At 67.7% G+C, this 24,967-nt stretch carries 24 protein-coding genes; 7 read left to right on the forward strand and 17 right to left on the reverse strand.

Annotation, left to right across the window (positions count from 1 at the left end; genetic code table 11):
• Nucleotides 1–9 precede the first annotated feature (9 nt).
• Nucleotides 10–1,395, reverse strand: coding sequence for an NHL repeat-containing protein (locus tag ACSFBF_RS30835; RefSeq protein WP_435473692.1), 1,386 nt, complete (start codon nt 1,393–1,395; stop codon nt 10–12).
• A gap of 185 nt (nt 1,396–1,580) precedes the next feature.
• Nucleotides 1,581–2,324, reverse strand: a complete 744-nt coding sequence (locus tag ACSFBF_RS30840) for a tRNA-uridine aminocarboxypropyltransferase (RefSeq protein ID WP_435473694.1) — start codon at nt 2,322–2,324, stop codon at nt 1,581–1,583.
• Between the two features lie 121 nt (nt 2,325–2,445).
• On the opposite strand from ACSFBF_RS30840, the gene ACSFBF_RS30845 reads away from it, so the two are divergent.
• Complete coding sequence (locus tag ACSFBF_RS30845) at nt 2,446–3,273, forward strand: HDOD domain-containing protein (RefSeq protein WP_435473696.1); 828 nt, start codon at nt 2,446–2,448, stop codon at nt 3,271–3,273.
• 30 nt (nt 3,274–3,303) lie between these two features.
• Here the strand turns inward: ACSFBF_RS30845 and ACSFBF_RS30850 are convergent, their stop codons facing one another.
• The 12 genes from ACSFBF_RS30850 to ACSFBF_RS30905 all read right to left on the reverse strand — a co-directional run bounded on the left by ACSFBF_RS30850 (nt 3,304) and on the right by ACSFBF_RS30905 (nt 16,334).
• The gene (locus ACSFBF_RS30850; protein WP_435473698.1) at nt 3,304–4,515 is read right to left on the reverse strand and encodes a DUF1501 domain-containing protein; all 1,212 of its coding nucleotides are present in this window, start codon (nt 4,513–4,515) and stop codon (nt 3,304–3,306) included.
• 22 nt (nt 4,516–4,537) lie between these two features.
• Nucleotides 4,538–6,088 (reverse strand): DUF1800 domain-containing protein, encoded by a 1,551-nt coding sequence (locus ACSFBF_RS30855; RefSeq protein WP_435473927.1) that lies wholly within the window; start codon nt 6,086–6,088, stop codon nt 4,538–4,540.
• 47 nt (nt 6,089–6,135) lie between these two features.
• Nucleotides 6,136–6,606: a hypothetical protein gene (locus ACSFBF_RS30860; RefSeq protein WP_435473700.1), complete on the reverse strand. Its 471-nt coding sequence runs from the start codon at nt 6,604–6,606 to the stop codon at nt 6,136–6,138.
• Between the two features lie 123 nt (nt 6,607–6,729).
• Nucleotides 6,730–7,416 (reverse strand): DsbA family oxidoreductase, encoded by a 687-nt coding sequence (locus tag ACSFBF_RS30865; protein WP_435473702.1) that lies wholly within the window; start codon nt 7,414–7,416, stop codon nt 6,730–6,732.
• Between the two features lie 46 nt (nt 7,417–7,462).
• On the reverse strand, nt 7,463–8,872 hold the full coding sequence (locus ACSFBF_RS30870; protein ID WP_435473704.1) for an MFS transporter: 1,410 nt from the start codon (nt 8,870–8,872) through the stop codon (nt 7,463–7,465).
• Nucleotides 8,873–8,905: 33 nt separating this feature from the next.
• Nucleotides 8,906–10,783, reverse strand: a complete 1,878-nt coding sequence (locus ACSFBF_RS30875; RefSeq protein ID WP_435473706.1) for a bifunctional sugar phosphate isomerase/epimerase/4-hydroxyphenylpyruvate dioxygenase family protein — start codon at nt 10,781–10,783, stop codon at nt 8,906–8,908.
• 134 nt (nt 10,784–10,917) lie between these two features.
• Nucleotides 10,918–11,682 (reverse strand): alpha/beta fold hydrolase, encoded by a 765-nt coding sequence (locus ACSFBF_RS30880; RefSeq protein WP_435473708.1) that lies wholly within the window; start codon nt 11,680–11,682, stop codon nt 10,918–10,920.
• On the reverse strand, nt 11,679–12,902 hold the full coding sequence (locus ACSFBF_RS30885) for a multidrug effflux MFS transporter (RefSeq protein WP_435473710.1): 1,224 nt from the start codon (nt 12,900–12,902) through the stop codon (nt 11,679–11,681). Before ACSFBF_RS30885 ends, ACSFBF_RS30880 begins: the two co-directional genes overlap by 4 nt.
• Nucleotides 12,899–13,321, reverse strand: coding sequence for a carboxymuconolactone decarboxylase family protein (locus tag ACSFBF_RS30890; protein ID WP_435473712.1), 423 nt, complete (start codon nt 13,319–13,321; stop codon nt 12,899–12,901). Before ACSFBF_RS30890 ends, ACSFBF_RS30885 begins: the two co-directional genes overlap by 4 nt.
• Complete coding sequence (gene pcaB, locus ACSFBF_RS30895; RefSeq protein ID WP_435473714.1) at nt 13,318–14,532, reverse strand: 3-carboxy-cis,cis-muconate cycloisomerase; 1,215 nt, start codon at nt 14,530–14,532, stop codon at nt 13,318–13,320. The genes ACSFBF_RS30890 and pcaB overlap by 4 nt, the downstream gene beginning before the upstream one ends.
• Nucleotides 14,533–14,548: 16 nt before the next feature.
• A complete protein-coding gene (locus ACSFBF_RS30900) occupies nt 14,549–15,382 on the reverse strand; it encodes a shikimate dehydrogenase family protein (RefSeq protein ID WP_435473716.1) in 834 nt (277 codons plus the stop codon).
• A gap of 28 nt (nt 15,383–15,410) precedes the next feature.
• Entirely contained in the window at nt 15,411–16,334 is a 924-nt protein-coding gene (locus tag ACSFBF_RS30905; RefSeq protein WP_435473718.1) for a shikimate dehydrogenase family protein, read from the reverse strand.
• Nucleotides 16,335–16,533: 199 nt separating this feature from the next.
• Here ACSFBF_RS30905 and ACSFBF_RS30910 point away from each other — a divergent pair, with 199 nt between their 5' ends.
• The 6 genes from ACSFBF_RS30910 to ACSFBF_RS30935 all read left to right on the forward strand — a co-directional run bounded on the left by ACSFBF_RS30910 (nt 16,534) and on the right by ACSFBF_RS30935 (nt 21,978).
• Nucleotides 16,534–17,328, forward strand: coding sequence for an IclR family transcriptional regulator domain-containing protein (locus tag ACSFBF_RS30910; protein ID WP_435458638.1), 795 nt, complete (start codon nt 16,534–16,536; stop codon nt 17,326–17,328).
• Between the two features lie 82 nt (nt 17,329–17,410).
• On the forward strand, nt 17,411–18,421 hold the full coding sequence (locus tag ACSFBF_RS30915; protein WP_435473720.1) for a Bug family tripartite tricarboxylate transporter substrate binding protein: 1,011 nt from the start codon (nt 17,411–17,413) through the stop codon (nt 18,419–18,421).
• 26 nt (nt 18,422–18,447) lie between these two features.
• On the forward strand, nt 18,448–19,113 hold the full coding sequence (locus tag ACSFBF_RS30920) for a response regulator (protein ID WP_093050550.1): 666 nt from the start codon (nt 18,448–18,450) through the stop codon (nt 19,111–19,113).
• Entirely contained in the window at nt 19,114–20,532 is a 1,419-nt protein-coding gene (locus ACSFBF_RS30925) for a sensor histidine kinase (RefSeq protein ID WP_435473723.1), read from the forward strand. It abuts the gene before it with no gap.
• A gap of 13 nt (nt 20,533–20,545) precedes the next feature.
• Nucleotides 20,546–21,556 (forward strand): Bug family tripartite tricarboxylate transporter substrate binding protein, encoded by a 1,011-nt coding sequence (locus ACSFBF_RS30930; RefSeq protein WP_435473725.1) that lies wholly within the window; start codon nt 20,546–20,548, stop codon nt 21,554–21,556.
• Nucleotides 21,556–21,978, forward strand: a complete 423-nt coding sequence (locus tag ACSFBF_RS30935) for a DUF6194 family protein (RefSeq protein ID WP_435473727.1) — start codon at nt 21,556–21,558, stop codon at nt 21,976–21,978. The genes ACSFBF_RS30930 and ACSFBF_RS30935 overlap by 1 nt, the downstream gene beginning before the upstream one ends.
• On the opposite strand, the gene ACSFBF_RS30940 is transcribed toward ACSFBF_RS30935, so the two are convergent.
• From ACSFBF_RS30940 to ACSFBF_RS30950, 3 genes are read right to left on the reverse strand one after another with little or no spacing between them, the layout of a single operon-like run.
• Complete coding sequence (locus ACSFBF_RS30940; RefSeq protein ID WP_435473729.1) at nt 21,975–23,198, reverse strand: ROK family transcriptional regulator; 1,224 nt, start codon at nt 23,196–23,198, stop codon at nt 21,975–21,977. The two genes, ACSFBF_RS30935 and ACSFBF_RS30940, sit on opposite strands and share 4 nt — an antisense overlap.
• A complete protein-coding gene (locus tag ACSFBF_RS30945) occupies nt 23,191–23,988 on the reverse strand; it encodes an ATP-binding cassette domain-containing protein (RefSeq protein WP_093050559.1) in 798 nt (265 codons plus the stop codon). The genes ACSFBF_RS30940 and ACSFBF_RS30945 overlap by 8 nt, the downstream gene beginning before the upstream one ends.
• The gene (locus ACSFBF_RS30950) at nt 23,988–24,947 is read right to left on the reverse strand and encodes an ABC transporter permease (protein ID WP_258354132.1); all 960 of its coding nucleotides are present in this window, start codon (nt 24,945–24,947) and stop codon (nt 23,988–23,990) included. Before ACSFBF_RS30950 ends, ACSFBF_RS30945 begins: the two co-directional genes overlap by 1 nt.
• Nucleotides 24,948–24,967: the final 20 nt, after the last annotated feature.

Raw genomic sequence — 24,967 nt, forward strand, 5'->3', positions numbered from 1 at the left:
GCCGGGCCTTCAGGGAGCGCGAACCGGCGTGACCTTGCGGATCAGGTTGCCGAAGGTGTCGGCCACGTACAGGGTGCCGGCGGCATCCACCGTCACTCCGTAAGGTTGCTTGAACGTGGCGGCCGCGCCGATGCCGTTCTGCGAGCCCAGCACGCCGGGCTGGCCGGCGATCGTAGAGACAACGCCCGCCGGCGTGATCTTGCGCAGCAGGCTGTTGCCTGTGTCGGCCACGTAGACATTGCCGTCGCTGTCCACCGTCAGGCCGCCGGGCATATTGAAAGATGCCGAGCTGCCGGTCCCGTCGGTCGCGCCGATCTGGCCTGAGCCGGCCAGCGGCATGACCAGGCCGCCGGGCGTGATCTTGCGGATCCGGTTGTTGCCGCTGTCGGCAACGTAAATGTTGCCGGCCGCGTCAGTCGCAATGCCATAGGCCTGCCCGAAAGATGCCGCAGTCCCCGTGCCGTCGGCGAAGCCTGCAGTGCCCGAACCGGCCAGCGTGGTGACGTCCTCGGCAGGCGTGATCTTGCGGACAACGGCGCCGATGAATTCGAGCACGTAGATGTTGCCGGCGGCGTCCGTGGCCACCGACGAAGGGGTATTGAACGTGGCAGAGGTGCCATGGCCATCGAGCGACCCGATGGCGCCACTGCCTGCGACCGTGCTCACGTCGGCCGCGGGTGTGATCCTGCGGATGCGGTTGCCGCCGAATTCCGCGGCATAGGCATTGCCCGCCGCATCCAGGGCAAGACCGGACAGGCCCGAGAACGAGGCTGCCGTGCCGTTGCCGTCTTGCGAAGTACCGCTGCTGCCACCGCCCGCAAAGGTCGTGACATCGCCAGCGGGCGAGATCTTTCGCACAAGGTTCGTTGCCGTATCCGACACGAGCAGGTTGCCGCTCTTGTCGACGACCACGCTGTACGGGAGATAGAACGATGCGGCGGTACCGTTGGCATTGACCGAGCCGATAGTGCCGGACCCGGCGAACGTGGACACCTGCGCCACCGCCGCCGAGCAGGCGACCGCCACGTCGCCGACGTCGGCCGAGGCCTTGCCGCTGCCCTTGGTCACGGTGCAGAACTGCCACAGGGGCTGGGTGCGTATGCTGACCTCGTAGGCCGAGCCTTCGGTGAGCGCGGTGGCAAAAGTGAACTTGCCGTCGGCCGTGAGCTTCAGGTCGTCGCCCGCATTGTTCTGGAGCACCAGGCTGCCGGTGAGGCCGGTGACGGTGCCGCCGACCGTATGCGTCACGACGACGGGGGGCGGTGGCGTCTGCGCCGGCGCAGCGATCGGCACAAAGCCCGAGCCGCCACCACCACCACCGCAGGAAGCCAGCAACACGATCGCACCGGCCACGACGCCGCAGCGCCCGTAAAAACTCACTTGACTGGAAAACATCCGCTGCCCTCTTTGGTTTTATCGATTCACGAAGAGAAACCCACGCTCCGGCCGAAGTGCTACCGGCGGTTTCAAATCGTTGATTCTTGTTAACTATTTGTTTCTTCGCCATCACCGGAACTAGGTAGATGACGGAGCGAGGCACGGCTGCGCCCGCCCCCGCGGCACCGCGGCGGGCAGAGTCTTCAGGGCCGCGAGGCGGACACTTCGCGCAGCCGCTGATGCGCTGCACCATCCCAAGCCACGGGCTGCTGGTTCTTCGCGCTCAGATAGTGGTGCGTGAACACCGCCAGGTAGGCCTCCAGCGCATGTTCGGCGACATGCTCGCCCGCCAGGCTCATGCACATCGCGGCCACCTCGCTGGTGCAGAAGTGGTCGTCGCGGCCGGAGTTGCGCAGCTTGTATTGCGTGATCTGCTCCGGCTGCAGGCTCAACACCGGCAGCTGGTCGAGATAGGGGCTCCTGCGGAACATCTTGCGTGCCTCAGCCCATGTCGCGTCGAACAGGATGAAGAGCGGGCGTTTCGCGGTGCCACTGCAAACCGGGTCAGGCGCCGGAACGGTCAGTACCACGCGCTCTGGCGCCGCATACTGCCCCGGGAACACCACGTAGGGTTGCCACTGCGGGTCGTTCAGCAGCGCCAGCAGCGCGGGGTCGGTTTCGGTGCGGGCCCAGCCAAAGGCGAAGGTATCAGCCACCACGTCGGCGACCAGCCAACCGGTGTTGGTGGGCTTGAGCGGCTCGATGTCGGCCATGAGCAGGCACACCCCTGCGCGTGTTGCCACCGAAGGGCGCACGGCGCACATGCAATGGCTGGGCACCAGGCGGCAGCCCGCGCAGCGCTCGCGCTTGAAGCCACCACGGGCAAGAAAAGGCTTGGCGCTTCGCGCCAGGCGGGCGGCGCGAAGGAGGGAGACGGCGTGGGGCATGCACCGATTCTCGACCCCACCGGAATCCGTAGAAATTACACATTCGCGCCGATAGAGGCTCTGGCAGGCCCTGTGCTGGAGGAAAATCCATTGCATACAAAGGCAATACGCCCATAACGCCATGACACTCGACGAACTCTTTGCCAATGACGAGTCGCTCCCCACCGTCCCGAAGGTGGTGTCCGACCTGATTGAGATGCTGCGCGACGACGATGTGCCTTTTGCGGCCATCGCGCATCGGATCGAGCTTGACCAGGTGCTCGCGGCCAGGGTGCTGCAAATGGTCAACTCGCCGTTCTTCGGGCTCCGGCGGAAAATTTCGTCGATCCAGGGCGCGATCCTGATGCTCGGGCTCTCGGCCATCCGGTCGTTCGTGGTGAGTTCGGGTCTGTCCGGCGCCTTCAGGAAAGTGGACGGAGTCAACCTTCCGGCCTTCTGGGCCCACAGCCTGCGCGTGGCGTCGGTCTCGAGGTATCTGGCTTCCAAGACCCGGCACGTCGACCCCAATCTGGCGTTCACCGCAGGCAGCATGCATGCCATCGGCCACCTGATCATGGCGCAGGCAATGCCTGAGCGCATGGCCGCGCTGAATGCCGTTCACCCCTTGGACGCGCTGGGGCGAGCGCAACTCGAGCTTGTCGAGTTCGGGTATCACTATGGCGACGTGAGCGCGTCCCTGGCGCAGCGCTGGGGCTTCGCTCCCGATCTGGTCGGTGGGCTTTCGAGCTTCGTGAGCCCGGCAAAGTCGGAACATGCCGACGCGCTCGGCGGCGTTCTTCATCTGGCCGTGTGGCGCGTGGCACTGGAGCGCCAGGGCGTGGACCTGAGCAATTTCAGTGGCTTCTGGCCGAGCCAGTCCGCGCTGGCTGTCGGCATCACCGAAGACATGGTCCAGGAAATGCCGGCGCCGCGTGTGCTCGCTGCGGACCTCGAATCGATGATCGCCTGACCGTACTCCGGTCTCGACCTTCTTCGTGCGCTAGACCAGTTGCAGGTCTTTCGGCGCTACCCCGTCGAACACCCGCGCGAGCTGCGCCGGCGAGAGGCCATACATCCGCTTGAACAGCCCCCCGAACACCGCCCGGTACTCGTTGAGCACCGGGTAGTCGCGGTTCTGGAACAGCGTGGACTGCGTCAGCGCCTGCTGCTCGCCGACGACGCGCCCACCAGCCTGCGCCGAAAGGCCACCGCCAAGCACCCAGTAGACGGTGCCGTGCCCGTGGTCGGTGCCACGGTTGCCGTTCTCGCGGAAGGTGCGGCCGAACTCGCTGATGACGACCACGACGGTCTGGCGCCATGCGTCGTCGCCCATCTCCTGGGCGAAGCCGGCCACACCACGGCCCAGTTCTTCAAAACGGTTGGCGAGATAGCCGGTGGCGCCGCCCTGCCCCACGTGCGTGTCCCAGCCGCCGACGTCGACAAAGCCGAGGTCGAAGCGGTCGCGCATCAGCAGCGCCATGCGGCGCGCCACCAGCTCGAAGCCCTTGGCGGTCATGGCGTTGCGGCTGGCGGCGTCCATCTCGGCCTGCACCGCGCGCGTTACCTCGTCGCGCACCTGGAAACCCTCGGCCACCGGCTGGGCCAGCGCCGTGTTGCGGTACATGCCCGTGATGATCTGGCTCTGCCGCGCATCGATGCCCGAGCGCGCATTGCCCGCAATCGCCATGTTGGCGGCCTTGACGCTGCCGCGCATTGAAATGGGCAACTGATCGGTGAAGGCGATGGGCGACACGTCGGTGACGGGCCCGGCGCCGAGCACACCCGCCAGCCGGTTGAGAAAACCCGAGCGGTAGTCGCGCTGCTTGTCCAGCGCCTGGCCGAGCTCGATGGAGTCCTGCGTCTCGAAGTGGCTGCGCGTGAGGTCGTCGGTGCCGGCGAAGGCGATGAAGGAGGCCTGCTTCTGCTGGAACATCGGCATCACGCTCTGCGCCAGCGCGGGGTGCAGGCCCCAGTTGCCATCGAGCGGCAGCGCACCGTTGGGCGTGCCGGGGCGCGCGATGGCGATGTTGGGGCGCGAGGCGTAGTAGAAGTCGCTGCTCGTGGGCACGAGCAGGTTGCTGCAGTCGTACGCGCCGCGCAGGAACACGACCAGCAGCTTCGCGCCTTCGGTCGCGGGCGCGGCCATCAGTTGGCCGGCTGCGCCCGCGAGCGGGGCGGCGGCCATGAGCTTCAAGAGTTCTCGACGTTGCATGACGGTGTGTCCTTCTTCTTGATCAACGGCGCATCAGCTCCGGCGACGCCAGCAGGAAGGTGTTCCACTCCTGCGGGTTCTTCGCCTGTGCCAGCGCCTCGCGCGTGTCCGCGCTCATGCCGACCTGCATTGCGCGCACCGCGTGCGAATCGGCCAGTTGCGGGAACGCGGGCTTTTCCAGCGGCGCCTTGTCGTCCGTGCGGAACAGCACTGCTCCGTTCGCACCGATGGCACGCGCGATCTCGAAGCGCGTGTTCATCTGCCCCGCGCTCGCCCAGGCTGCCTCGTTGAGCGGATAACCGTCGGGCGTCTCGTGGCCGTACAACTGCTCGCCCATGCGGTTGATCCAGCCGAGCATCGGGTTCACGTTCGACACCACGCGGTCGTCGTACGCGAGCCGCACGCCAGCCATCACGTAGTGCACCGGGTCGCGGAACTTGCGGCCCAGCGAGGCGGCGAACTCGGGCGACTCGAACAGCGCCTTCAGGGTGATGGCGATGTCGCCGTCGCTGCGCGTGAAGGCAGCGGCCATGCGGTCGACCAACGCCTGCGGCGGATCGTCGGAGACGAAGTACACGGCGAGCTTGCGCGAGATGAAGCGCGCGGTGGCCGGCGCACGCGCCAGGCGATCGAGCGCTTCGTCGGCCTCGGCCAGGCCGCTGCTCTTGATGGGCTGGCCCAGCAGCGTCTTCGGCCCGTAGTCGTGCCGGTTGGGGTTGAACTCGAACAGGCCCTTGCGCACATAGTCGGCGCGCACGGCCGGCCGCACGTTCGGCGGCGGCGCATCGAGCGGCTGATTGCTCACGCCCACGCCGGTGAGCACGCGTGCCAACTCCTGCACGTCGGCCTGCGAATAGCCACCGCCCACGCCCAGCGTGTGCAGCTCCATCAGCTCGCGTGCGTAGTTCTCGTTGATGCGGTTGGCGGCGTTCTGCGCGTTGTCGAGGTAGCGCAGCATCGCGGGGTGATGCAGCGTGGCGCCGAGCAGGTCGCGGAACTTGCCTAGTGCGTGCGGGCGAATCGCGTTCTCTTCGTAGTCGCCCACCATCGCGCGGATGTTGTCCTTGCGCAGGTTGACGTTGAAGTGGTTCATCCAGAACCACGTCATCTGCTCCTGCAGCTGGTTGGGCGAATACAGGGCGCGCAGCACGAAGCGCTGTTGCGCTTCGCGCGCCAGGTCGTTGAGCCGCTGCTGGTAGGCCTGCCGCGCGGCTTTCTTCTGGTCTTCATCGGGCAATGCATCGGCCGCCTTGCGCTGCGCGTCGAGTTCGGTGACGAGCTGGTCGAGCGGCGTGCGCGAGATGCTCATCGCATCGATCTGGGCCTGCGCCGCGGGAGGCAGCGGCACGGGGCGCGGGTTGAGCTGGTCGCGCATCCACAGCGACAGGCCGCGCTTTGCAAGCTGCGCATCGCTGCTCGCGTTGGCGCCCCAGCTCACGCGGTCGAGCCAGCGCAGGCGGGCGGCATCGTTGAGCGGTGCAGAAGGCAACGACACCGACACCACCGGCCGCTGATCGCCTGGTGCACTTGCGCAGGCCGCGAGCAAGGCCAGCGCACACGCGCCGAGCGCCATCGACGCGCGGCGCACCGAAAAGATCGACGCGGTGGCCGGCACCGCCGTCACTCCCTGCGCATGTCGTGATGGCGCACGTCGCCGATGGCGTGCTGTGCGGTGTTGAGCGCCACGTCGACGTGCGCAAGGCCGCGTTGCTGGAACGGCCGCGAGCGCGGGTCGTCTTCTTCGCGGGCCACATCGGAACGCACCTTGCGCAGCAGGTCCACCGCGGCATGCAGACGGCCTTCGGGCGGCAGCCACGCATCGGTGGGCTCGCGCCATTCGAGGGGCTTGCCGTCGAGCCATGCCGCGCGCTGCAAGTCGCCGATGGCAGCGTGGATCTCGTCGACCACCACCTGCTCGTCGCGCGAAATCTGTCCGTCTTCAGGGCGACGGTGCTCCACCTTCCAGGCTGCCGTTTGCAGGTCGGACAAGGCGTGGAGGTAGAACGGGTGCCTGCCGTATTCGTCGGCCAATGCGGGCAACGAGGCCGCTGCCATGAGGGCAAGTGCGGCGATTAGGCTTTTCTTCTTCATCTTCGGGGCTCCTGTGAGTGACGACCATTGAAGGCCGCCTCCTCAACCATCGGGACCCGCTCCGCGTTGACGCTCTTTACCCTCGTAACGCTGCGCAAAGACGGCGCCTAAGCGCCGGCTAAGTCAGGCTACAGACAGGCTGGAAGGCGCAGCGCCGGCAATCTGCCGCAGGGCGCGCTCGAACACCTCGACGGGCTGGCCACCCGAGATGAGATGCTGGTCGTTGATGATGATCGCGGGCACCGAGTGGATGCCGGCGTCGGTGTACATGCGCTCGCGCTCGCGGGTTTCCTGCGCAAACTCGTCGCTGTTCAAAATCTCGCGGGCACGGGCTGCGTCGAGCCCGGCTTCGGTCGCCGCGCGCACCAGCACTTCGGAGTCCGAGGGGTTCTGGCTGTCGGTGAAGTAGGCCTTCAGCAGCAGCTTCTTCAGCGCCGCCTGCTTGGCCGGACTCTCCAGCTCGGCCCAATGCAGCAGGCGGTGTGCGTTGAAGGTGTTGTAGACACGTGGACGGCCTCCGGGACTGAACTCGAAGCCCACTGCCGCGCCGCGCTGGCGGATCATTTCGCGTGACTCTGTCTGCTGCTCGCGCGTGGAGCCGTACTTCTGGTTCAGGTGCTCGAAGGTGTCCTGGCCTTCAGGCGGCATCTGCGGATTCAGCTCGAAGGGCTGGAAGTGCAACTCCGCGGTGACCTCGGGGGCCACCTTCCTGAGCGCCGCCTCCAGCGAACTCAGGCCGATGGCGCACCAGGGACAGGACACATCGGAGACGAAGTCGATCTTGAGGTGGGAAGAGGTAGGGGTAGTCATGGCGCCATTCTTCACGGCGCCACAACCCTTGGTGCACGAAAGGTTTTCAGGCCGCGGCCTTGGCCAGGCGCGCGTCGTGCATCGTCTTCTCGCGCAGGCGGTCGTACTCCTGCTTGTCGACCGGCGCCGCATCGGGCTTGCCGAGGTCGTTCATCTGGATGCGATAGGTCTCCCGTGCGCTCAGCGCAGCCAGGGCCGCCAGCACCGTCACCGCAAAGGTGATGGCACCCACGGTGAACCACACGTTGGTCGAGCCGGGAGGCGCAACGGCGGCGAACAGAGCGGGCAGCAGCGCAGTGATGGTGGTGCCGATGTTCTGCGAGATAGCCATGGCCGAGACGCGGTTGCGGGTGCGGAACAGCTCCGGATAGAAGCTCGGGAAGGTCGCGTTGTAGCCCTGGTACACGATGCCCCACATCAGCAGCGACATGGCGATGGCCAGCGGCACGTTGCGGATGCTGATGGCATACAGGTACACGAAGGACAGCAGCCCCGACAGCAGCGCGCCGACGACGATCGGCGGGCGGCGGCCGATGCGGTCCGACAGGTTGCCCACGAACGGGATCACGATCACGGCGAGGATGTTGCCAAGCACGGGAATCCACAGGTACACGTCCTTCTGGAAGCCGATGCCGTAGGCGGCCTGCACGGCATAGGCCGCGCCGAACACGGTGGCCACCACCGGAATGACGTTCATCAGCGCCATGCAGACCACGCGCAGCATGTCGCCCCAGCTGTCGGTAAAGGCCTGGACGATCGGCGCCTTGGCCACTTCGCCCTTCTTGTCCACTTCGGCGAAGGCCGGCGTCTCGTCAACCTCGCGGCGGATGATGTAGCCCGCCACGATGACCAGGAAGCTCAGCAGGAACGGAATGCGCCAGCCCCACGAGTTGAAGGCTTCCTCAGGCATGTAGTGCGCCAGCGGCAGGAACACGGCGGCCGCCAGGATCTGGCCGGCCTGCACACCCTGCAGCGTGAAGCTCGCGAAGAAGCCGCGCCGCCCGAACGGAGCGTGTTCAAGAATCATCGAGCTCGCGCCCGAGATTTCGCCAGCCACCGCAAAGCCTTGCACGAGGCGCAGCAGAACCAGCAGCGCCGGTGCCAGCAGGCCGACCTGGTCATAGGTCGGCAGCAGGCCGACGGCCACGGTCGAGAAGCCCATCAGGAACATGCACAGCACCAGCACCTGCTTGCGCCCGTGCGTGTCGCCCCAGTGGCCGAGCACGAAGGCGCCGATGGGGCGCGCGACATAGCCCACGCCGTAGGTCGCGAGCGACGCGATGATGGCGGTCTGCGGGTCGCCCTTCGGAAAGAATATCTGCGGAAAGATCAGCGCCGCCGCGGTGGCGTAGATGAAGAAGTCGTAGTACTCCAGCGCCGAGCCGATCCAGCCGCTTGCGGCGGCCTTCTTCGACTGGTGCCTGCCTTGCGGCTCATGGGCTGTGTTGGTTGCCATGTGTTGTCTCCAGTGTTGACGAAAAAACTCAGATCAATCCTGCGCCTGGGAAGCCATGCGCGCCGGTGCGTTGAGGGCACCGTAGGCGTCGTAGTTGCCTACGCGCTGTGCCACCTCGAAAAACAGTCCGCCCTCGAAACTCTCGGTATAGATATGCAGGTAGTCGCCGGCCGGCGAACGGTCGAACAGCACGCCTGCTTCGCGCATGCGCGCCAGCAGTTCGGGCGCGATGTCGATGCGCGTGGCCAGGTCGTCGTAGTAGTTGTCTGAAATAGGCACGAAGCGCGTGCCGTTGGCGCGCAGCTTCGCGGCCGTCTCGAAGATGTCGTTGGAGCTCAGCGCAATGTGGTGCACCGCACCGCCGCCGGTCACGCTCAGCGTGCGCGCGGTGCGGGTGCGCTGGCTCAGCGACACGTTGAGCACCAGGCGCAGGCTGCGGTCGGTGTTGGCAACGCCGCGGCTGCGAATGAGGCCGAAGGGGTCGGCAAGCTCCAGGCTCTCGCCGGGCTCCAGGCCGAGCACGGCGCGCGTGAACAGCACCCAGGTGTCGAGCTGGTCGACCGCCAGGCCCAGGGCCACGTGGTCGATGCGCTGCAGGCCGGCGTCGTTGTTGTCCCTGGCTTGGGCGCCCTCGTCTTCGAGGATGAAGTCGGCTTCGTACAGGCCGTTGGCGCCCAGCGCTTCGGGCACGAAGTGAATCAGGTTGCCACCCGGCGCAACGATGGCCGGCACGCGCTGCTCGTTGGGGCCGACCGGGCTGTCGTGCCGCTGCGAGCGCATGGCGGTGGCGCGGTCCGCGGCCGCGAGCGGGTCGTCGCAGCGCACGCCCAGCGCGCACACCGAGGTGCCGTGCGCTTCGAAGCGGCTGCGAGCAAACGAATCGGGCTGCGCGTTGACGATCAGGTTGATCTCGCCCTGGCGATACAGCGTCACGGCCTTCGAGCGGTGCGTGCCGATGCGGCGGAAGCCGAGTTGCTTCAGCAGCGTGGCCAGCGTGGCGGCTGAAGCCTCATCGGCCGCGAACTCGATGAACGACAGGCCGGAGAGCGCCGGCACAGGCGGTGGGTTGAACAGTTGCACGGGCTCGACATCGACCAGCCGCTGCCGCGCTTCGCTTTCAAGGTACAGCAGCGAGCGCATCGCATCCACCGCGGTGCGGCGGTTCGGCGTCTCGCGGAAGATGTCGTTGAAGATCTCCAGCGACAGCGGCCCGGTGTAGCCCGCGCGCAGCACCTGCTCGAAGAAGCCGACCACGTCGAAGTCGCCCTGCCCCGGAAACGAGCGGTGGTGGCGCGCCCACTGCAGCACGTCCATTGACAGCAGAGGCGCATCGGCCATCTGCAGGAAGAAGATCTTGTCGCCCGGAATGGCGGCGATGCCTGCCGGATCGTCCTTCAGCGACAGCGTGTGGAAGCTGTCGAGGATCAGGCCCAGGTGCGGATGGTCGGCACGCTTCACGATCTCCCAGGCCTGGCCGTACAGCGAGGTGTGACGGCCCCAGGCCAGCGCCTCGAAGCCCACGCGCAGGTTGCGGCGCGAGGCGCGCTCGGCCAGCTCGTGTAGTTGGGCTGCGGCCAGTGCTGGGTCGTTCACCGACAGCGGCGAGGTGTTGGAGCAGCACAGCACCATCGGCGCGCCCATGGCTTCCATCAGGTCGAACTTGCGCTCGGCGCGTTCCAGGCTGCGGCGGAACTGCGGCTCGGGCATGCCTTCGAAATCACGGAACGGCTGGTACAGGTCGATAGACAGGCCCAGGTCGCCCGCGATGCGGCCCAGTTCGGCGGCCGTGCCCTTGAAGTTGATGAAGTCGGCCTCGAACAGCTCGATGCCGTCGAAACCGGCGGCGGCGACGGCTTCGAGCTTCTGGCGGAGTGTGCCGCTGAGCGAGACGGTGGCAATGGAGCGATGCATGGGGGTGGACTTTAGGAACACCCGGCCCCCGCCACAATCAATTCAGGAGGCAAATGATCGATGATCGATCACATACGTGCAGTATTCGCACGAAATACGGGATACACCTAGGCCACCCGCATGGCCTGCAGCCCTCAAAGGCTGCGCCAGAAATCGATCAGCAGCTGTGTGAACTCCACCGGCCGCTCGACCGCGCTCAGATGCGCGGCGTCGATGGTGGCCAGGCGCGCGCCCGGAATGGCCCCGACCATGGCCTGCGACATGGCCATCGGCGTGGCCTCGTCCTGCAGCCCGCCGATCACCAGCGTGGGCACGGCGATGCGGTGGTTGCTCTCGCGGAAATCGATGGCCGCGACGGCGTTGCAGCTTTCGATGTAGCCCTGTGCGTCGGTGTGCACCAGCACGTCGTGCAGCGTCTTCGCAGCGACCGCGCCTTCGGGCGTGCCCACAAAGGCCGGCGTGAGCCAGCGCGCCACGGCGCCGGGGGCGATGGCGGCCACGCCCTTCGCGGCCACCGTCTCGACGCGCGCGCGCCAGGGTGCCTGATCGGGGTAGTAAGCGGCCGAATTGGCGATCACCATCGTCTTCAGCAGTTCGGGATGCCGCACCGCCAGCGCCTGCGCGGTCATGCCGCCCATCGACAGGCCGACGAAATGCACGGGCTCGCCGTCCGCCTCGCGCTGGATGAGCTCGGCCACGTCCTGTGCCAGCGTCTCGACGCGCAGCGCGCCGGGCACCACTTCCGATGCGCCGTGGTTGCGGTGGTCGTAGCGCAGCACCGTGTGGGCGCGCGAGAGCTGCGCGGCCACGCCGTCCCACATGCTCAGGTCGCAACCGAGCGCATGGCTGAGCACGACGATCGGGCCTTCGCCCTCGCGAACGACATTCAAACGGGTCATAGTGTGGTTTCCTTTTTCGGGTGTTGAAGACGCGGCAGCCAGAGGAACGCGATGGCCATCAGCACGCAGCCGGCCAGCACCATCGGCACGACCATCGGCCAGGCGCCGTTGGAAAAATCGGCATCGACAAATCTTGCTGCCAGCTGCCCCACGCAGAACGCGACCATCATCATGCCGAAGCCCGACCAGGACACGGCCCGGCCCGCCAGATGCGGCAGGTCGCCCACCGCGCCCGCCTGCCCGCAGGGCTGGTGGATGCCGTGGCCCAGGCAGTACACGGCGTGGCCAAACAGCAGTGGCACCGCGCTCAGCGGCATCAGCCAGCAGCCGAGCGCCTGGATGATGGCGCCAGTGAGGCTCAGCGATGCGCCGAGCCGCACGGTGCGCACCGGCCCGTAGCGACGCAACAGCGTACGGCACATGGTGGTGCTGAAGATGTAGACCAACGAGCCGCCGGCCGGGATCCAGCCGTACCACGCGGGCGACCAGCCCAGATAGCCGATGTAGACCATCGGCGACAGCAGCAGAAAGCAGAACAGCCCGCCGTAGGTCGTCGCCGCCACCGAGGCCCAGGCGCGGAACGAACGGCTCGCGAACACGGCACGCGTGCTGCCGCGCGGCGCAGACGATTCGCCCTCGCCCATCGGCTTGCGCGTTTCGCCGAACGAGCGCCAGCACAGCGCGAACAGCAGCGAGGCATAGACCGCCATCGCGACCATCACCCAGCGCCAGCCCGCGCCCTGCACCAGCCATGCGCCGAGCAGCGGCGCCATCAGGCCGACCACGCCCAGCCCGGTGAGGCCGCGCGCCATGACGTGCGGGCCTTCGTGCGCGGGATACAGGTCGCGCACCGCCGCGCGCGAGCACACCAGAATCGCCGCCATCGAAAAGCCCTGCAGCGTGCGCCAGCCTGCGAGCAGCGCCACGCTGCCTGCGAACGCGCCGCCCAGCGCGGCAATGGCATAGCAGCCGAGCCCTGCCAGCAACACCGGCCTGCGACCGAAGCGATCGGCCAGCGGGCCGCACAGCAACTGCGCAAAGCCGAAAGCCAGCACGAACAGCGTGAGGCTGGTGCTGGCCGAACCGAGCTCCTTCGCAATGGCGGGAAGCGCCGGCAGATAGCTGTCTGTGGCCACCGGCTGCGCCGCCAGCAGCAGCGGCAGCAGCAAGGTGAAAGTGACGTCGAACCGGCCCTTCTTGCGGGCGACCGGCGCGGTCACTGGGGCAGCGCAGGCAGCAGGCCTTTTTCGCGCAGGATGCCGGTTGCGATGCCGAAGGCATGGTTGGCCACCGGCACGCCGCAGTAGATGGCGGCCATCATGATCACTTCCTTGATGTCGCCCGGCGTGAGGCGCGACTCGGGCGGGCCGTCGAGCGCGGCGCGTACGTGCATGGCGAACTCTTCATACGCATGGATGCCCAGCATCATCGACAGCACCATGTAGCGGCGCGTCTTGTCGCCCAGCGCGGGGCGGCCCCAGATGTCGTTCCACGCATGGCGCGTGATGAGCTCCTGGAACTCGGCGTTGAAGCCGTTGCGGTTGGCGAGCGACTTGTCGACCCAGGCATCGCCGAGCACGCGGCGGCGGTTGACGAGGCCGGCTTCGTAGTCGTTGGCCGGGGCTTCGGGGGTGGTCATTGAGAAAGTTCCTTGTTTGTGTCAAGCCGGGCCTGCAGCACCTTCACCTCGGCGAGGGCGATCTGTCCGGCGTTGTGAGCGAGCGCGGGGTCGAACCATTCGTCGGCCGCATCGCGTGGGAGTTCGGCACGCAGCCGGTCGATGTTGGCGCGCATGCGCGCGGCGTCGACCTGCAGGCCGGGCAAGGCACCCGCCATCGCGCGCACGCTGCCGTGCGATGACATCAGCAGCTGCGGCCATTCGGCCAGCTCGGCCTGCCATGCGCCGAGGGCGCGTTCGTGCTGTTGCGGCATGGCGCCGAGCAAGGCGGCCACACGCTGCGGTGCGCGGTGCGCAGCGGCGATGGCGACCATCGAGGCCACCGGGTTGCGCTTGTGCGGCATCGCCGACGAGCCGCCGCGGCCGGGCTCACTGGGCTCCGCGACTTCGGCCACCTCGTACTGCCCGAGCAGCGCGATGTCGACCGCGATCTTGCCGAGGCTGCCGGTGACGAGGCCCAGCTCGCAGCCGAGCGCCACCCATTCGTCGCGCTGCGTGTGCCACGTTGCGCCGGGGTCGCCCAGGCCGAGCTCCTTGGCCATGCGCTTGCGCACGGCCGCGCCCTGCCCCTTCATCTGCGCCAGCGTGCCGACAGCGCCGCCGAGCTGCAATTGCAGCGCGTGCCTCGCGGCGTCGCGCAGGCGGATGCGGCTGCGCACCAGCGGCGCCGCCCAGCCTGCGCACTTGAAGCCGAAGCTGGTGACCGAGGCCGGCTGCATCAGCGTGCGCGCGAGCATCGGCGTTTCGGCGTGCGTAACGGCCAGGCGCAGCAGCGCGTCGGCGGCCTTGGCAAGATCGGTCTCGATGAGCGCGACCGCTTCGCGCGTGACCAGCGCCATCGCGCTGTCGATCACGTCCTGGCTGGTGCTGCCGAAGTGCACGAAGGGCGCAGCGTCGGCATTGAAGAGGCCAACGGCTTCGCGCAGCGCCTTCACCAGCGGAATCGCGACGCTGCCCGCGCGGCCACTCTCGCGCACGATCTTGGCAACGTCGAACAGCTCGACCTTGCAGCTGCTGACGATCGAATGCGCGGCGCTCTCCGGGATCAGCCCTTCGGCGACCTGCGCTCGCGCGAGCGCGGCTTCGAAGCGCAGCATGGCGTCGACGAAGGCGCGGTCGCTGAAGGCGCCTAGCGTTTCGGATGTGGAGAGGAAGCCTTCGAAAATACTCATGCTGTGACCTGGCCTTTCAATATTTCAATTGGGCCACGGCACGCAATTCCTCCGGGGACGCTGTGCCGAATCCGAAGAACTCCAGGTAGGCAGGGATCATTTCAAACAGCATGTCGGTGCCGACCTGCACCTGGCAGCCCTTGGCCTTGGCGGCCTGCAGCAGCGGTGTGTATTCGGTCTTCATCACGACCTCGCCGACGAAAGTGCCGGGGTCGATGCGGTCCACGTCGAAGGGCAGCGGATCGCCCTCCTTCATGCCGAGCGGTGTGGCGTTGACGACCACGTCGTAGCCGGCCGGGTCCTTCGAGCCCGTGGCCACCTTCATCTGCGGATAGTGCTCGCGCAGCCGCGCGGCCAGGGCGCCGGCCGAAGCCTCGCTCATGTCGAACAGCATCAGCTCGGCAGCGCCTGCCGCAGCAATCGAAGCGGCAATGGCAGAGCCCACACCGCCCGTGCCCGACACCAGCACGCGCGTGCCCTTGAAGAGACGCCCCTTGCGCTCCACGCCGCGCACGAAGCCCGCACCGTCGAACTGGTCGCCCAGCAGGGTGCCGTCGGGGCGCTTGAGGATGGCGTTGCAGGCACCCGCGACGCGCGCCGTGGGCGTCACCTCGTCGACCAGCGCCATCGTCGTCACCTTGTGCGGCATGGTCACCAGCGCGCCGCGCAGGTTGCTGAACTTGAAGATCTGCGGCAGCGAGGCCGCGTAGTCCTCGGGCTTCACGCCCATGGGCACCACCACGGCATCGATGCCGTGCTTGTCGAACCAGGGGTTGTAGATCATCGGGGCCTTGAAGGCCTCGGTGGGATAGCCGATGTGGGCGATGAGCGTGGTCTTGCCGGAAATCATGTCGATCGTTTCTTTGAAAAATTGGGGCTCAGGCGACGCTGGGCGAGTGGTAGCGCAAGGGCTGCGCAATCTCCGCGTGCATCGCCGGCGGATAGATGGTTTCGCGCAGAAAGTCGGCGTCGGCCTGCATCGCCTCTGCCGCATCGAGATGGCCGAAATAGCGGAAGTAGTGCGGCATCTGCTGGATGAGCATCTCGAAGCCTGCCTGCGCGTTGAGCCCGCGCGCGCGGGCTGCCTGCACCAGCGGCGTGGGCTGGTTGCGCAGAAGAATGTCGAACAGCGCCGCATGGCCTTCCATGCGGGCCACGTCGAGCGGCAGCGCATCACCCTCGACCAGCCCCAGTTGCGTGGCGTTGATGACGAGGTCGAAGCCTTCGGGCGCGTTGCTGTCCACGGCAACCACAGTTGCGTCGAAGAAGGCATCGAGCTTGGCCGCCACGCCCGCCGCCTTGCCAGCGGCTCTGTCGTAGAAGGCGATGTGCGCCGCGCCGTTCACCGTGCCGCCCTCTGCCAGCGCAACGCCGATGGCTGCCGCGCTCACGCCCGCGCCAAGGATCAGCACGCGCTTGCCGCGAAAGGGAATGTTGTAGTGGTCGAGCGCGCCGATCAGGCCTTCGCCGTCGAACAGGTCGCCTTCGAGCTGGTCGCCCTCGGTACGGCGCACCACGTTCACCGAGCCGGCCACACGGCCGAAGAGGCCGCAGCCGTCGAGCAGGTCAACCACCAGCGGCTTGTGCGGCGGCGCGATCACCATGCCGCGCACGTTGCGCGCGAGAAAAGCCGACTTGAAGAACACCGCGAAGTCGCGCACCGGCACCTGCATGGGCAGCAGCACAGCGTCGATGCCGAAGCGCTCGAAGGCGGCGTTGAACATGCGCGGCAGCCGCACATTGCGAACCGGGTCGCCGGGGATCAGGTAAGCCTGGGTGCTGCCGCGGATGGAATGGCTCATGTGCGTGCTTCCGTTCGTCAATCGCTCTTTTCGAGGGCGGATGCCGAGCTTTATAGTCGCTTCGCCGGATTCCCGCAGCCTTCGGCACCTTGAAACGTACGATTATCGAACTGTAAAAATCACTGATCGTTCAATTCAAGGGTTTTCACGGGCACCGAATGCAAACTCCGCACCCTTCCACGCAGGCACACTTCCGCCCATGAGCAAGGACAGCAAGGACGACCCGGCGCCGCCCCCCGGCCTGGACAAGCGCGACTGGATCGCCGGCCTGGAGCGCGGCGTGAGCATCATCGAAGCCTTCGACGACGCCAACCCGCGCCTGACCGCCAGCCAGGCCGGCCAGCGCACGAACATGACCCGCACCGCCGCGCGGCGCTATCTGCTCACCTTGCAGCACATGGGCTACGTGGCGAGCGACGGCAAGCTGTTCTGGCTCACGCCGCGCGTGCTGCGGCTGGGCCAGTCGTACCTGGAATCGGCCCGGCTGCCGCGCGTGGTGCAGCCCTTTTTGCAGCGGGTGGCTGCCGGCACCAACGAGATCGCATACCTCAGCGTGATGGACGGCGACGAGGTGGTCTACATCGCGCGCAACGGCCCCAACCGCAGCATGAGCACCGGCTACGTGCTTGGCGCGCGCGTGCCGGCGCAGGTCACGGCCTCAGGCATGCTGATGCTGGCGCTGCGCAGCGACGCCGAGCTGAACGAATGGCTGACGACGAAGCAGCTCACCGTGTTCACCTCGCACACCATCGCCAGCATGGAGCGCATGAAGCTCGAACTCGCGCGCATCCGGGCGCAGGGCTGGGCACTTTCCGAGCAGCAGCTCGACCTGAATTCGCGCGGCATCGCGGCGCCGCTGCGCGACCGGCACGGCACGCTGGTGGGAGCGCTGAATATCACGATGCCGATGGGGCACGAGAGCTCGGAAGACGCGGTGGCACGGGTGCTGCCGGTGCTGAGGGAGACGGCGCAGGCGATGCGCAACCTGATCTGACGGCCTGACTGACAGCATTCCGACAGCATCGGCCGGGCACGATGCGCGCTTTCAATCCAAAAGCGCTGGAGACACAAGCACCATGTCCGACCTCTTCTCCCCGAACGACGCCCACCTGAATCGCCGCCACTGGCTGCAAGCCGGCGGCGCCCTCACTCTCGGCGGCCTGCTGCCTTCGCTGGCCTCGGCCCAGGACACTTGGCCCAGCAAGTCGATCCGCTTCGTTGTGCCCTTCGCCCCCGGCGGCAGCTCCGAAATCGTCGCGCGCTCGACCGCCGCCGAACTCTCGCGCACGCTGGGCCAAAGCGTGTTCGTCGACAACAAGCCCGGCGCAGCCGGCAACATCGCGATGAGCGAAGTGGCGCGCAGCACCGATCAGCACACGATCATCCTCGGCCACATCGGCACGCTGGCGGTCAACCCGTACATCTTTGCCAAGCTGCCCTATGACGCGAACAAGGACTTCAAGCCCGTGAGCCTGCTGGCCAAGGTGCCCAGCCTCTACGTGGTGCACCCCGACGTGCCGGCAAAGAACCTCAAGGAATTCATCGCGTATGCCAAGTCGAAGCCGGGCAAGCTCAGCTACGGTTCGGCAGGCAACGGCAGCGCGGGCCACCTGGCCTTCGAGTACCTGAAGATGACGGCCGACGTGTTCATGCTGCACGTGCCCTACCGCGGCACCGGCCCGATGGTGACCGACCTGCTCTCGGGCCGGCTCGACGCCTCGGCCATCGGCGCGGCGGCGATCATTCCGTTCATCAAGGCAGGCAAGGTGCGCTGCATCGCGACCGGCTCGGCCAAGCGCCTGCCGCAGCTGCCCGACGTGCCGACCGTGGCCGAGCAGGGCTTCCCGGGCTTCGAGATGACGCAGTGGTACGGCATGCTCGCGCCGGCCAACATCACGCCCGCCAACCTGGCCAAGCTCTCGGCCGAGACGATGAAGGCGGTGAAGTCGCCCGACTCCATGCAGCGCCTGACGGCCGACGCGGCCGAGGCCGTCGGTGGCACCCCAGAGCAGTTCGCGCAGTTCATCGCCGCCGAGCAAACCCGTTGGCAGAAGGTGATCGCAAGGGCAAACATCAAGCCCGACTGATCGTCTCAGGCCCTAGCATCGACGCCATGCGCATCCTGCTGGCGGAAGACGAACACACCCTGGGCACCTGGCTCTGCAAGGCGCTGGAGCATGCGGGCATCCAGGTCGAATGGGTGGACGACGGGCGCCTGGCCGACCGGGCGCTGCAGCAGCGCGACCACGATGCACTGGTGCTCGACCTGGGCCTGCCCGGGCTCGACGGGCACACGGTGCTGCAACGGTTGCGCGAGCGCGACCAGCGCTTGCCGGCGCTGATCCTCACGGCGCGCGACTCGCTGAACGAGCGCGTGGCTTCGCTCAACGCGGGTGCCGACGACTTCCTCGCCAAGCCCTTCGCGCTGGCCGAGCTCGAAGCGCGCCTGCATGCGCTGGTGCGGCGCGCGCGTGGCGTCGAGCATCCGCGGCTGGCTTGCGGCCCGCTGGTGTACGACGGCGCTCGCCGGCACTTCACGTTGAACGGCGAGGCGCTGGCGCTCTCGCCGCGCGAGCTGGCGGTGCTGCGCGTGCTGGTGCAGCGCAGTGGCGAGCCGCTGTCGAAGCAGCAGATTCTCGAGCGCGTGTTCTCCGACGATGAAGAGGTGCATCCCGAGGCGGTGGAAGTCTTCGTCTACCGGCTGCGCAAGCGGCTGGACGGCACGGGCGTGCGCATCGTGACGCTGCGCGGCCTCGGGTATGTGCTCGAAGCGGACTGAGTGAGCGTGGTGCCGGGCCTCGCAAACCGCCTGCGGCGCGCCAGCCTGTGGCAACGGCTCGCGCTGCTGCTGTTCCCGGCCCTGCTGGTCGTGACCGGCCTCGAGCTGTGGATGACGCGGCACGACGCGCTGGCCGCCGCCAACGCGGCCTACGACCGCTCGCTGCTGGGCGCGCTCAAGTCCATCGACGCCAACATCTCGACCGCCTCGGGCGGCCTGTCGGTCGAGCTGCCGTACACGATGTTCGAGTTCTTCGAGCTGACGGCCAGCGGCCAGGTGTTCTTTCGCGTGTCCACGTCTGACGGGCTGGTCGAGCTCGGCAGCGCCGACCTGCCCGCGCCGCCCACCGAACTGTCGATGGGCGTGCCGGCCTTCTACGACGCCACCTACTTCGGCGAGGCAGTGCGGCTCGCGGCCTACCGCCGCGACCTCGACCGCACGCCGGCCGGCAGCACCGGGCGCAGCGTGCTGATCCAGGTGGGGGAAAGCACGCGCTCGCGGCAGGAATTCAGCGCGCGCTTCGTGCGCAGCGCGGCGTTGCGCGACGGGCTTGTGCTGGCGATGCTGTTGTGCGGCACCGCCCTGGCGCTCGCGGCGGCGCTTCGGCCGCTCTCGCGGCTGGCGCGCGAGGTGGGCTCGCGCACGCCCGACGACCTCACGCGCATCGCCGAGACCGATCTGCCCGCCGAGGTGCGCCCGCTGGTGGCCGCGGTCAACCAGCAGATGTCGCGCACGCAAGACCTCGTGACGCAGCAGCGCCAGTTTCTGGACGACGCCTCGCACCAGCTGCGCACCCACCTCACCACGCTGCAGATGCAGGCCGACTACGCGCGACGCGAGCAAGACCCGGCACAGGTGCAGGTGGCGCTCGACGCACTGGGCACCGAGATCGGCCGCGCGACGCGCAGCGCGCAGCAGCTGCTGGCGCTGGGCCGCAGCGACACGGTGTCGGTGGAGCCCGCCGAGTTCGACGCCGCAGCCCTGCTGCGCGAAGTGGCGGTCGACCTGCTGCCGCTGGCGCGCGCCAAGCGCATCGACCTGGGCATTCATTCGCCCACGCCGGAGTTCCTTGCCGTGGCAGACCGGGGGCTCATGCGCGAGGCGCTGGGCAACCTGGTGAGCAACGCGATCACCTACACGCCGGCCGAAGGCACGATCACGCTCTTCGCCGCAGGCGACGCGGCGGGCTGGAGCCTCAACGTCGAGGACAACGGCCCCGGCCTCGGCGACGAGGAACGCGCCGCGCTGGGCCAGCGCTTCCGGCGCGGCGCGCGCGCCGGCAAGGGTGGCTTCGGGCTCGGGCTGGCCATTGCGCGTTCCATTGCGCAGCGGCATCGGGGCGAGTTGCGGCTCGAGGCGCGCGAGGCCGGCCCGGGGCTGCATGCGATCATCTGGTGGCCTCGCCCGGCCGCCATCTGATGGGCCCACTGCCATGTCCACGCCCCCCACCCGCCGCCATGCACTTCGCGCGTTGTGCGCGTTGCTGATGCCTTTCAGCGTGCGCGCGATGGCCGCGAACGATCCCTCCGAAGACGCCGCCGACTGCGTGATTCCCGCCAAGGCCGGCGGCGGTTTCGCATTGACCTGCGCACTGGCGCGCGATGCGCTGCAGGCCGTGCGGCCCACGCGCCCGCCGCTCACCCAGCGCTACCTGCCGGGCGGCATCGGCGCCGTGGCCTTCGACCGCGTCGCCACAGGCAAGCTCGGCGGCCCGGGCACGCTGGTGGCGTTTTCGAGCGGCTCATTGCTCAACCTTGCGCAGGGCCGCTTCGGCCCGCATTCGCCCTCGGCCGTGCGCTGGATCGCCACGCTCGGCACCGACTACGGCGTGATCGCCGTGCACCGCGACTCGCCCTACAAGCGCCTGCAGGACCTGGTCGCCGCGCTGCGGCAAGACCCGTCGCGCATCGCCTTCGGTGCGGGCGGAACGGTCGGCAGCCAGGACTGGGTGAAGGCCGCGCTGCTGGTACGCGCAGCGGGCCGCGATCACAAGGCCATGCGCTTCGTGTCGTTCGAGGGCGGCGGGGATGCATTGAGCGCATTGCAGGGCAAGCATGTCGATGCCTTCCCCGGCGACGCCGCCGAAGCGCTGCAGGCCATCGCTGGCGGCGCAGCCGTGCGGCTGCTCGCGGTGCTGTCGGAGAACCGGCTCGGCGGTGCGCTCACCGGCGTGCCAACCGCGCGCGAACAAGGCGTCGACCTGGTGTGGCCGACAGTGCGCGGCCTGTACCTGAGCGCCGACGTGCCGGAGCCGGCCGTGCGCGCATGGGCCACGGCCTTCCACGAGGCGAGCGCCGCGCCCGGCTTCGCTGCATTGCGCGAGCAGCACGGGCTGTACCCCTTCACGCTTACCGGCCCCGCGCTCGACGACTACGTGCAGGCGCAGATCAAGGCCTATCGCAGGCTGGCGGACGAACTGGGCCTGCGGCGCTGGCCTTCCTGATGAACACAGGCAAGATCGCGCTCATGACCGAAGACGCCATCACCCAACACATCATCGACATGCTGGCCGGCGGCCACTTTCAGGTTGCCGACGACAACACCTTCTTCTTCCACGACGGGGACAACAGGTTTCCTTTCACCACGATCGTGACGAAGGACAACGAGTTCGACAGCGCCTCGCAGCTGAACCGCCCGGGCGTGTTCCGCCTGAACGTCGGCGTGGGCAAGGAGACCTTTCGCGCGCTGTTCGGCGAAGCGCCTGCTGCCGCAGACCACGCCGCGCTCGACACGCTGATGCCGCACCCGGTGTACGCGAAGATGTACTGGGTCAGCGTGATCAACCCGAGCGCGAAGACCTTCGAGACGGTGAAGCCGCTGATCGCCGAGGCATTGAGCCTCGCGCGCTCGCGTAAAGCAGGCTAGGCCGCCTTCAAGAACACGTCGTGATCCGGCGCGAAGTTGGCGTGCAACGGCAGCATCGCGCCACCTAGCGCACAAGCCTGCGCCCCCGCCTTGCCGCCATGCAGCCGCGGCTGCCACAGGCCTTCCCAGTTGCACCGGTCCAGCGCGGCACGGGTCTGGTCGAGCAGCGCCTGCAGTAGCGGGCGTGACATCGAACCATCCACCACCACATCCGGCAGATCGAGCATGGCCGTGCCGCTCACGATGGCATGTGCCAACGCCTGCGATGCGCTTTCCAGCCACGCTTGCGTCATCGCGGCATAGGGAGGCTGCAAGGCGCGGTCGTCATACGCGGCCATGGCGTCGAGGCCCTCGCCTATCAGGCGCTGCTCCAGTTCCCAGAGCGACGCTTGCGCAACCAGCTGAGGCGGCAGTGCGCCGCGACTGCCCGGCGGCTGCATCGGCAATGAAGCGAGCGCGCCCGCATTGCCGTGCGCACCGGTGTGCAGGTGCGAGTTGATGACCAGTCCGCCCCCCACGAAGGTGTCGACGAAGATATACAGGAAGCTCTTGAGGTCGTGCCCCCGCCCACCCACCAGCTCGGCCACGCAGGCGGCCACGGTGTCGCGCGCGAAGCTCACCGGCACGTCGGTGCGCGCACGCACCTCGGCGGCCAGGTCCATCTGGTTCCACAGGTCTGACTGCGCTTTCGACAAACCCAGCGTGCGGTGCCAGCCGCCCAGCTGGAACGGCGCGGCCAGCCCCGCCCCCACGTTGCGCACCGCCAGCGGCCCCAGCCCGTCGCGCAACCGGTGCATGTGCTGCGCAATGGCGGGCAGCAACTCGTCAACATCGGGAAAGTCGTAGCTGATCGCATGGCGCTCGCGCACCTGCGTGGTGAAGTCGATCAGCAGCCATTCGGCGCCGCGCCGGCCCACCTTGATGCCGATGGCGAAGGCACCGTCGGGGTTCAGCGCCAGCGGCACCGAAGGCTGCCCGATGCGCCCGCGCACGCGGCTCTGCTTGACGATGAGTCCGTCTTCTTCCAGCCGCGCGGTGATGAGCCCGATGGTCTGCGCGCTGAGCCCGGTCAGCCGCGCGAGGTCGGCCTTGGGCAGGCTGGTGTGAACGCGCAATGCCTGCAGCACCGTGCGCTCGTTGAACTGGCGCATGCCGACCTGGTTGGAGCCGCGGGGCCGCAACAGGTCGGGCGTGCGCGCAGGTGTGTCCGCATCAGGCATGCGCCTCCGCGGGCAACTGGTCGGCCGTCATGGCGCCGGTCATCACGGCGACCGTGTCGCTCATGCTGATCTTCTTCGGGTCGAGCACCGCCGCGCGCTTGCCGAGCCGCGCCACGTGGATGCGATCGGCCACCTCGAACACGTGCGGCATGTTGTGGCTGATGAGCACCACGGGCAGGCCGCGGTCGCGCACGCGGCGGATCAACTCCAGCACCATGTTGCCCTCCTTCACGCCTAGCGCGGCGGTGGGCTCGTCCATGATGACCACGTGCCGCGCGAAGGCCGCGCTGCGCGCCACGGCCACGCACTGGCGCTGTCCGCCGGAGAGCGTTTCGACCGCCTGCGTCATCGACTGGATGCCGACCTTCAGGTCCGCCATGCGGGCCGTGCTTTCGAGCAGCATCTGCTTCTTGTCGAGCATTCGCAGCACACTGCCCAGGAAGCCGGGACGGCGCAGCTCGCGGCCGAGGAACAGGTTCTCGTAGATGGTCATGGCCGGGGCCACGGCCAGGTCTTGATAGACCGTCTCGATGCCGGCGCGGCGCGCATCCAATGGATTGCGAAAATGCACCGGCTGGCCATCGAGCAGGATCTGCCCCTCGTCGGGCACCACCGCGCCCGACAGCGCCTTGATGAGCGAAGACTTGCCCGCACCGTTGTCGCCGATCACCGCGAGGATTTCTCCTTCGCGCAGCTCGAAGTCGACACCGTCGAGCGCCGTGACCTGGCCATAGCGCTTTACCAGGCCCTTGGCCTGCATGACGATCTTGGGATTGGTGACGGTGTTCATCATCGGGCTCCCCGGCGCGACAGCTGGTCGGCCGCCACCGCAAGAATCACGAGCACACCGGTCACCAGCACCTGGTAGATCGACGACACACCCATCAGCGTGAGCCCGTTGCGGAACACGCCCACGATGAGCACGCCGATCAATGAGCCCAGCACGATGCCGCGCCCACCGAACAGACTGGTGCCACCGAGCACCACCGCCGTGATGGCGTCGAGGTTCTCGGTCTGCCCCGCATTCGGATCGCCCACGCCAGTACGCGCCACCGACAGCAGCGAGGCGATGCCGTACAGCACGCCCGCCGCCACGTACACGCCCAGCAGCACGCGCTGCGTCGGAATGCCGACCAGCCGCGTGGCCTCGGCGTTGTTGCCCACCGCATAGATGTGCCGGCCCGCCGCCGTCTCGCGCAGCACGAACCAAGTAAGCGCATAGAGCACCACCATCAGCACCGACCCCCACGCCACCTCGGCGCTGCCGATGGTGAAGGTGGTGCCCAGGCCCGTGAGGCCGCCGGGCAGATCGGTGATGGTCTGCGAGGACGAGTACAGCTGCGTGATCGCGAAGGCAATGTTCAGCGTGCCCAGCGTCACGATGAATGGCGGCAGCTTGATGCGCGTGACCAGCAGCCCGTTGAGCAGGCCGAACAGCGTCGTCACGCCGATGCCGCACAGGATGGCCACCGGCACGGGTAGCCCGAGTTCAGTGGCGAACTTGCTCATGATGATGCTGCCCAGCGCCATCACCATGCCGCACGACAGGTCGATGCCCGCCGTGAGGATCACCAGCGTCTGGCCGATGGCGATCACGCCGACCACCATCACCTGCTGCAGGATCAGCGAGAGATTCCCGCCCGTGAGAAAACGGTCTGACTGGGTCGCAAAGAAAATGCACGCGCCGAGAAGGGCCAGCCACGGCCCCAAGGCGCCCCACGGAATGTGGTGCGTCGCAGATTTCGCCATCGAGATGCTCCTCCTGGGGG

This window comes from Variovorax nivicola, assembly GCF_051216475.1.
Classification (GTDB): domain Bacteria; phylum Pseudomonadota; class Gammaproteobacteria; order Burkholderiales; family Burkholderiaceae_C; genus Variovorax.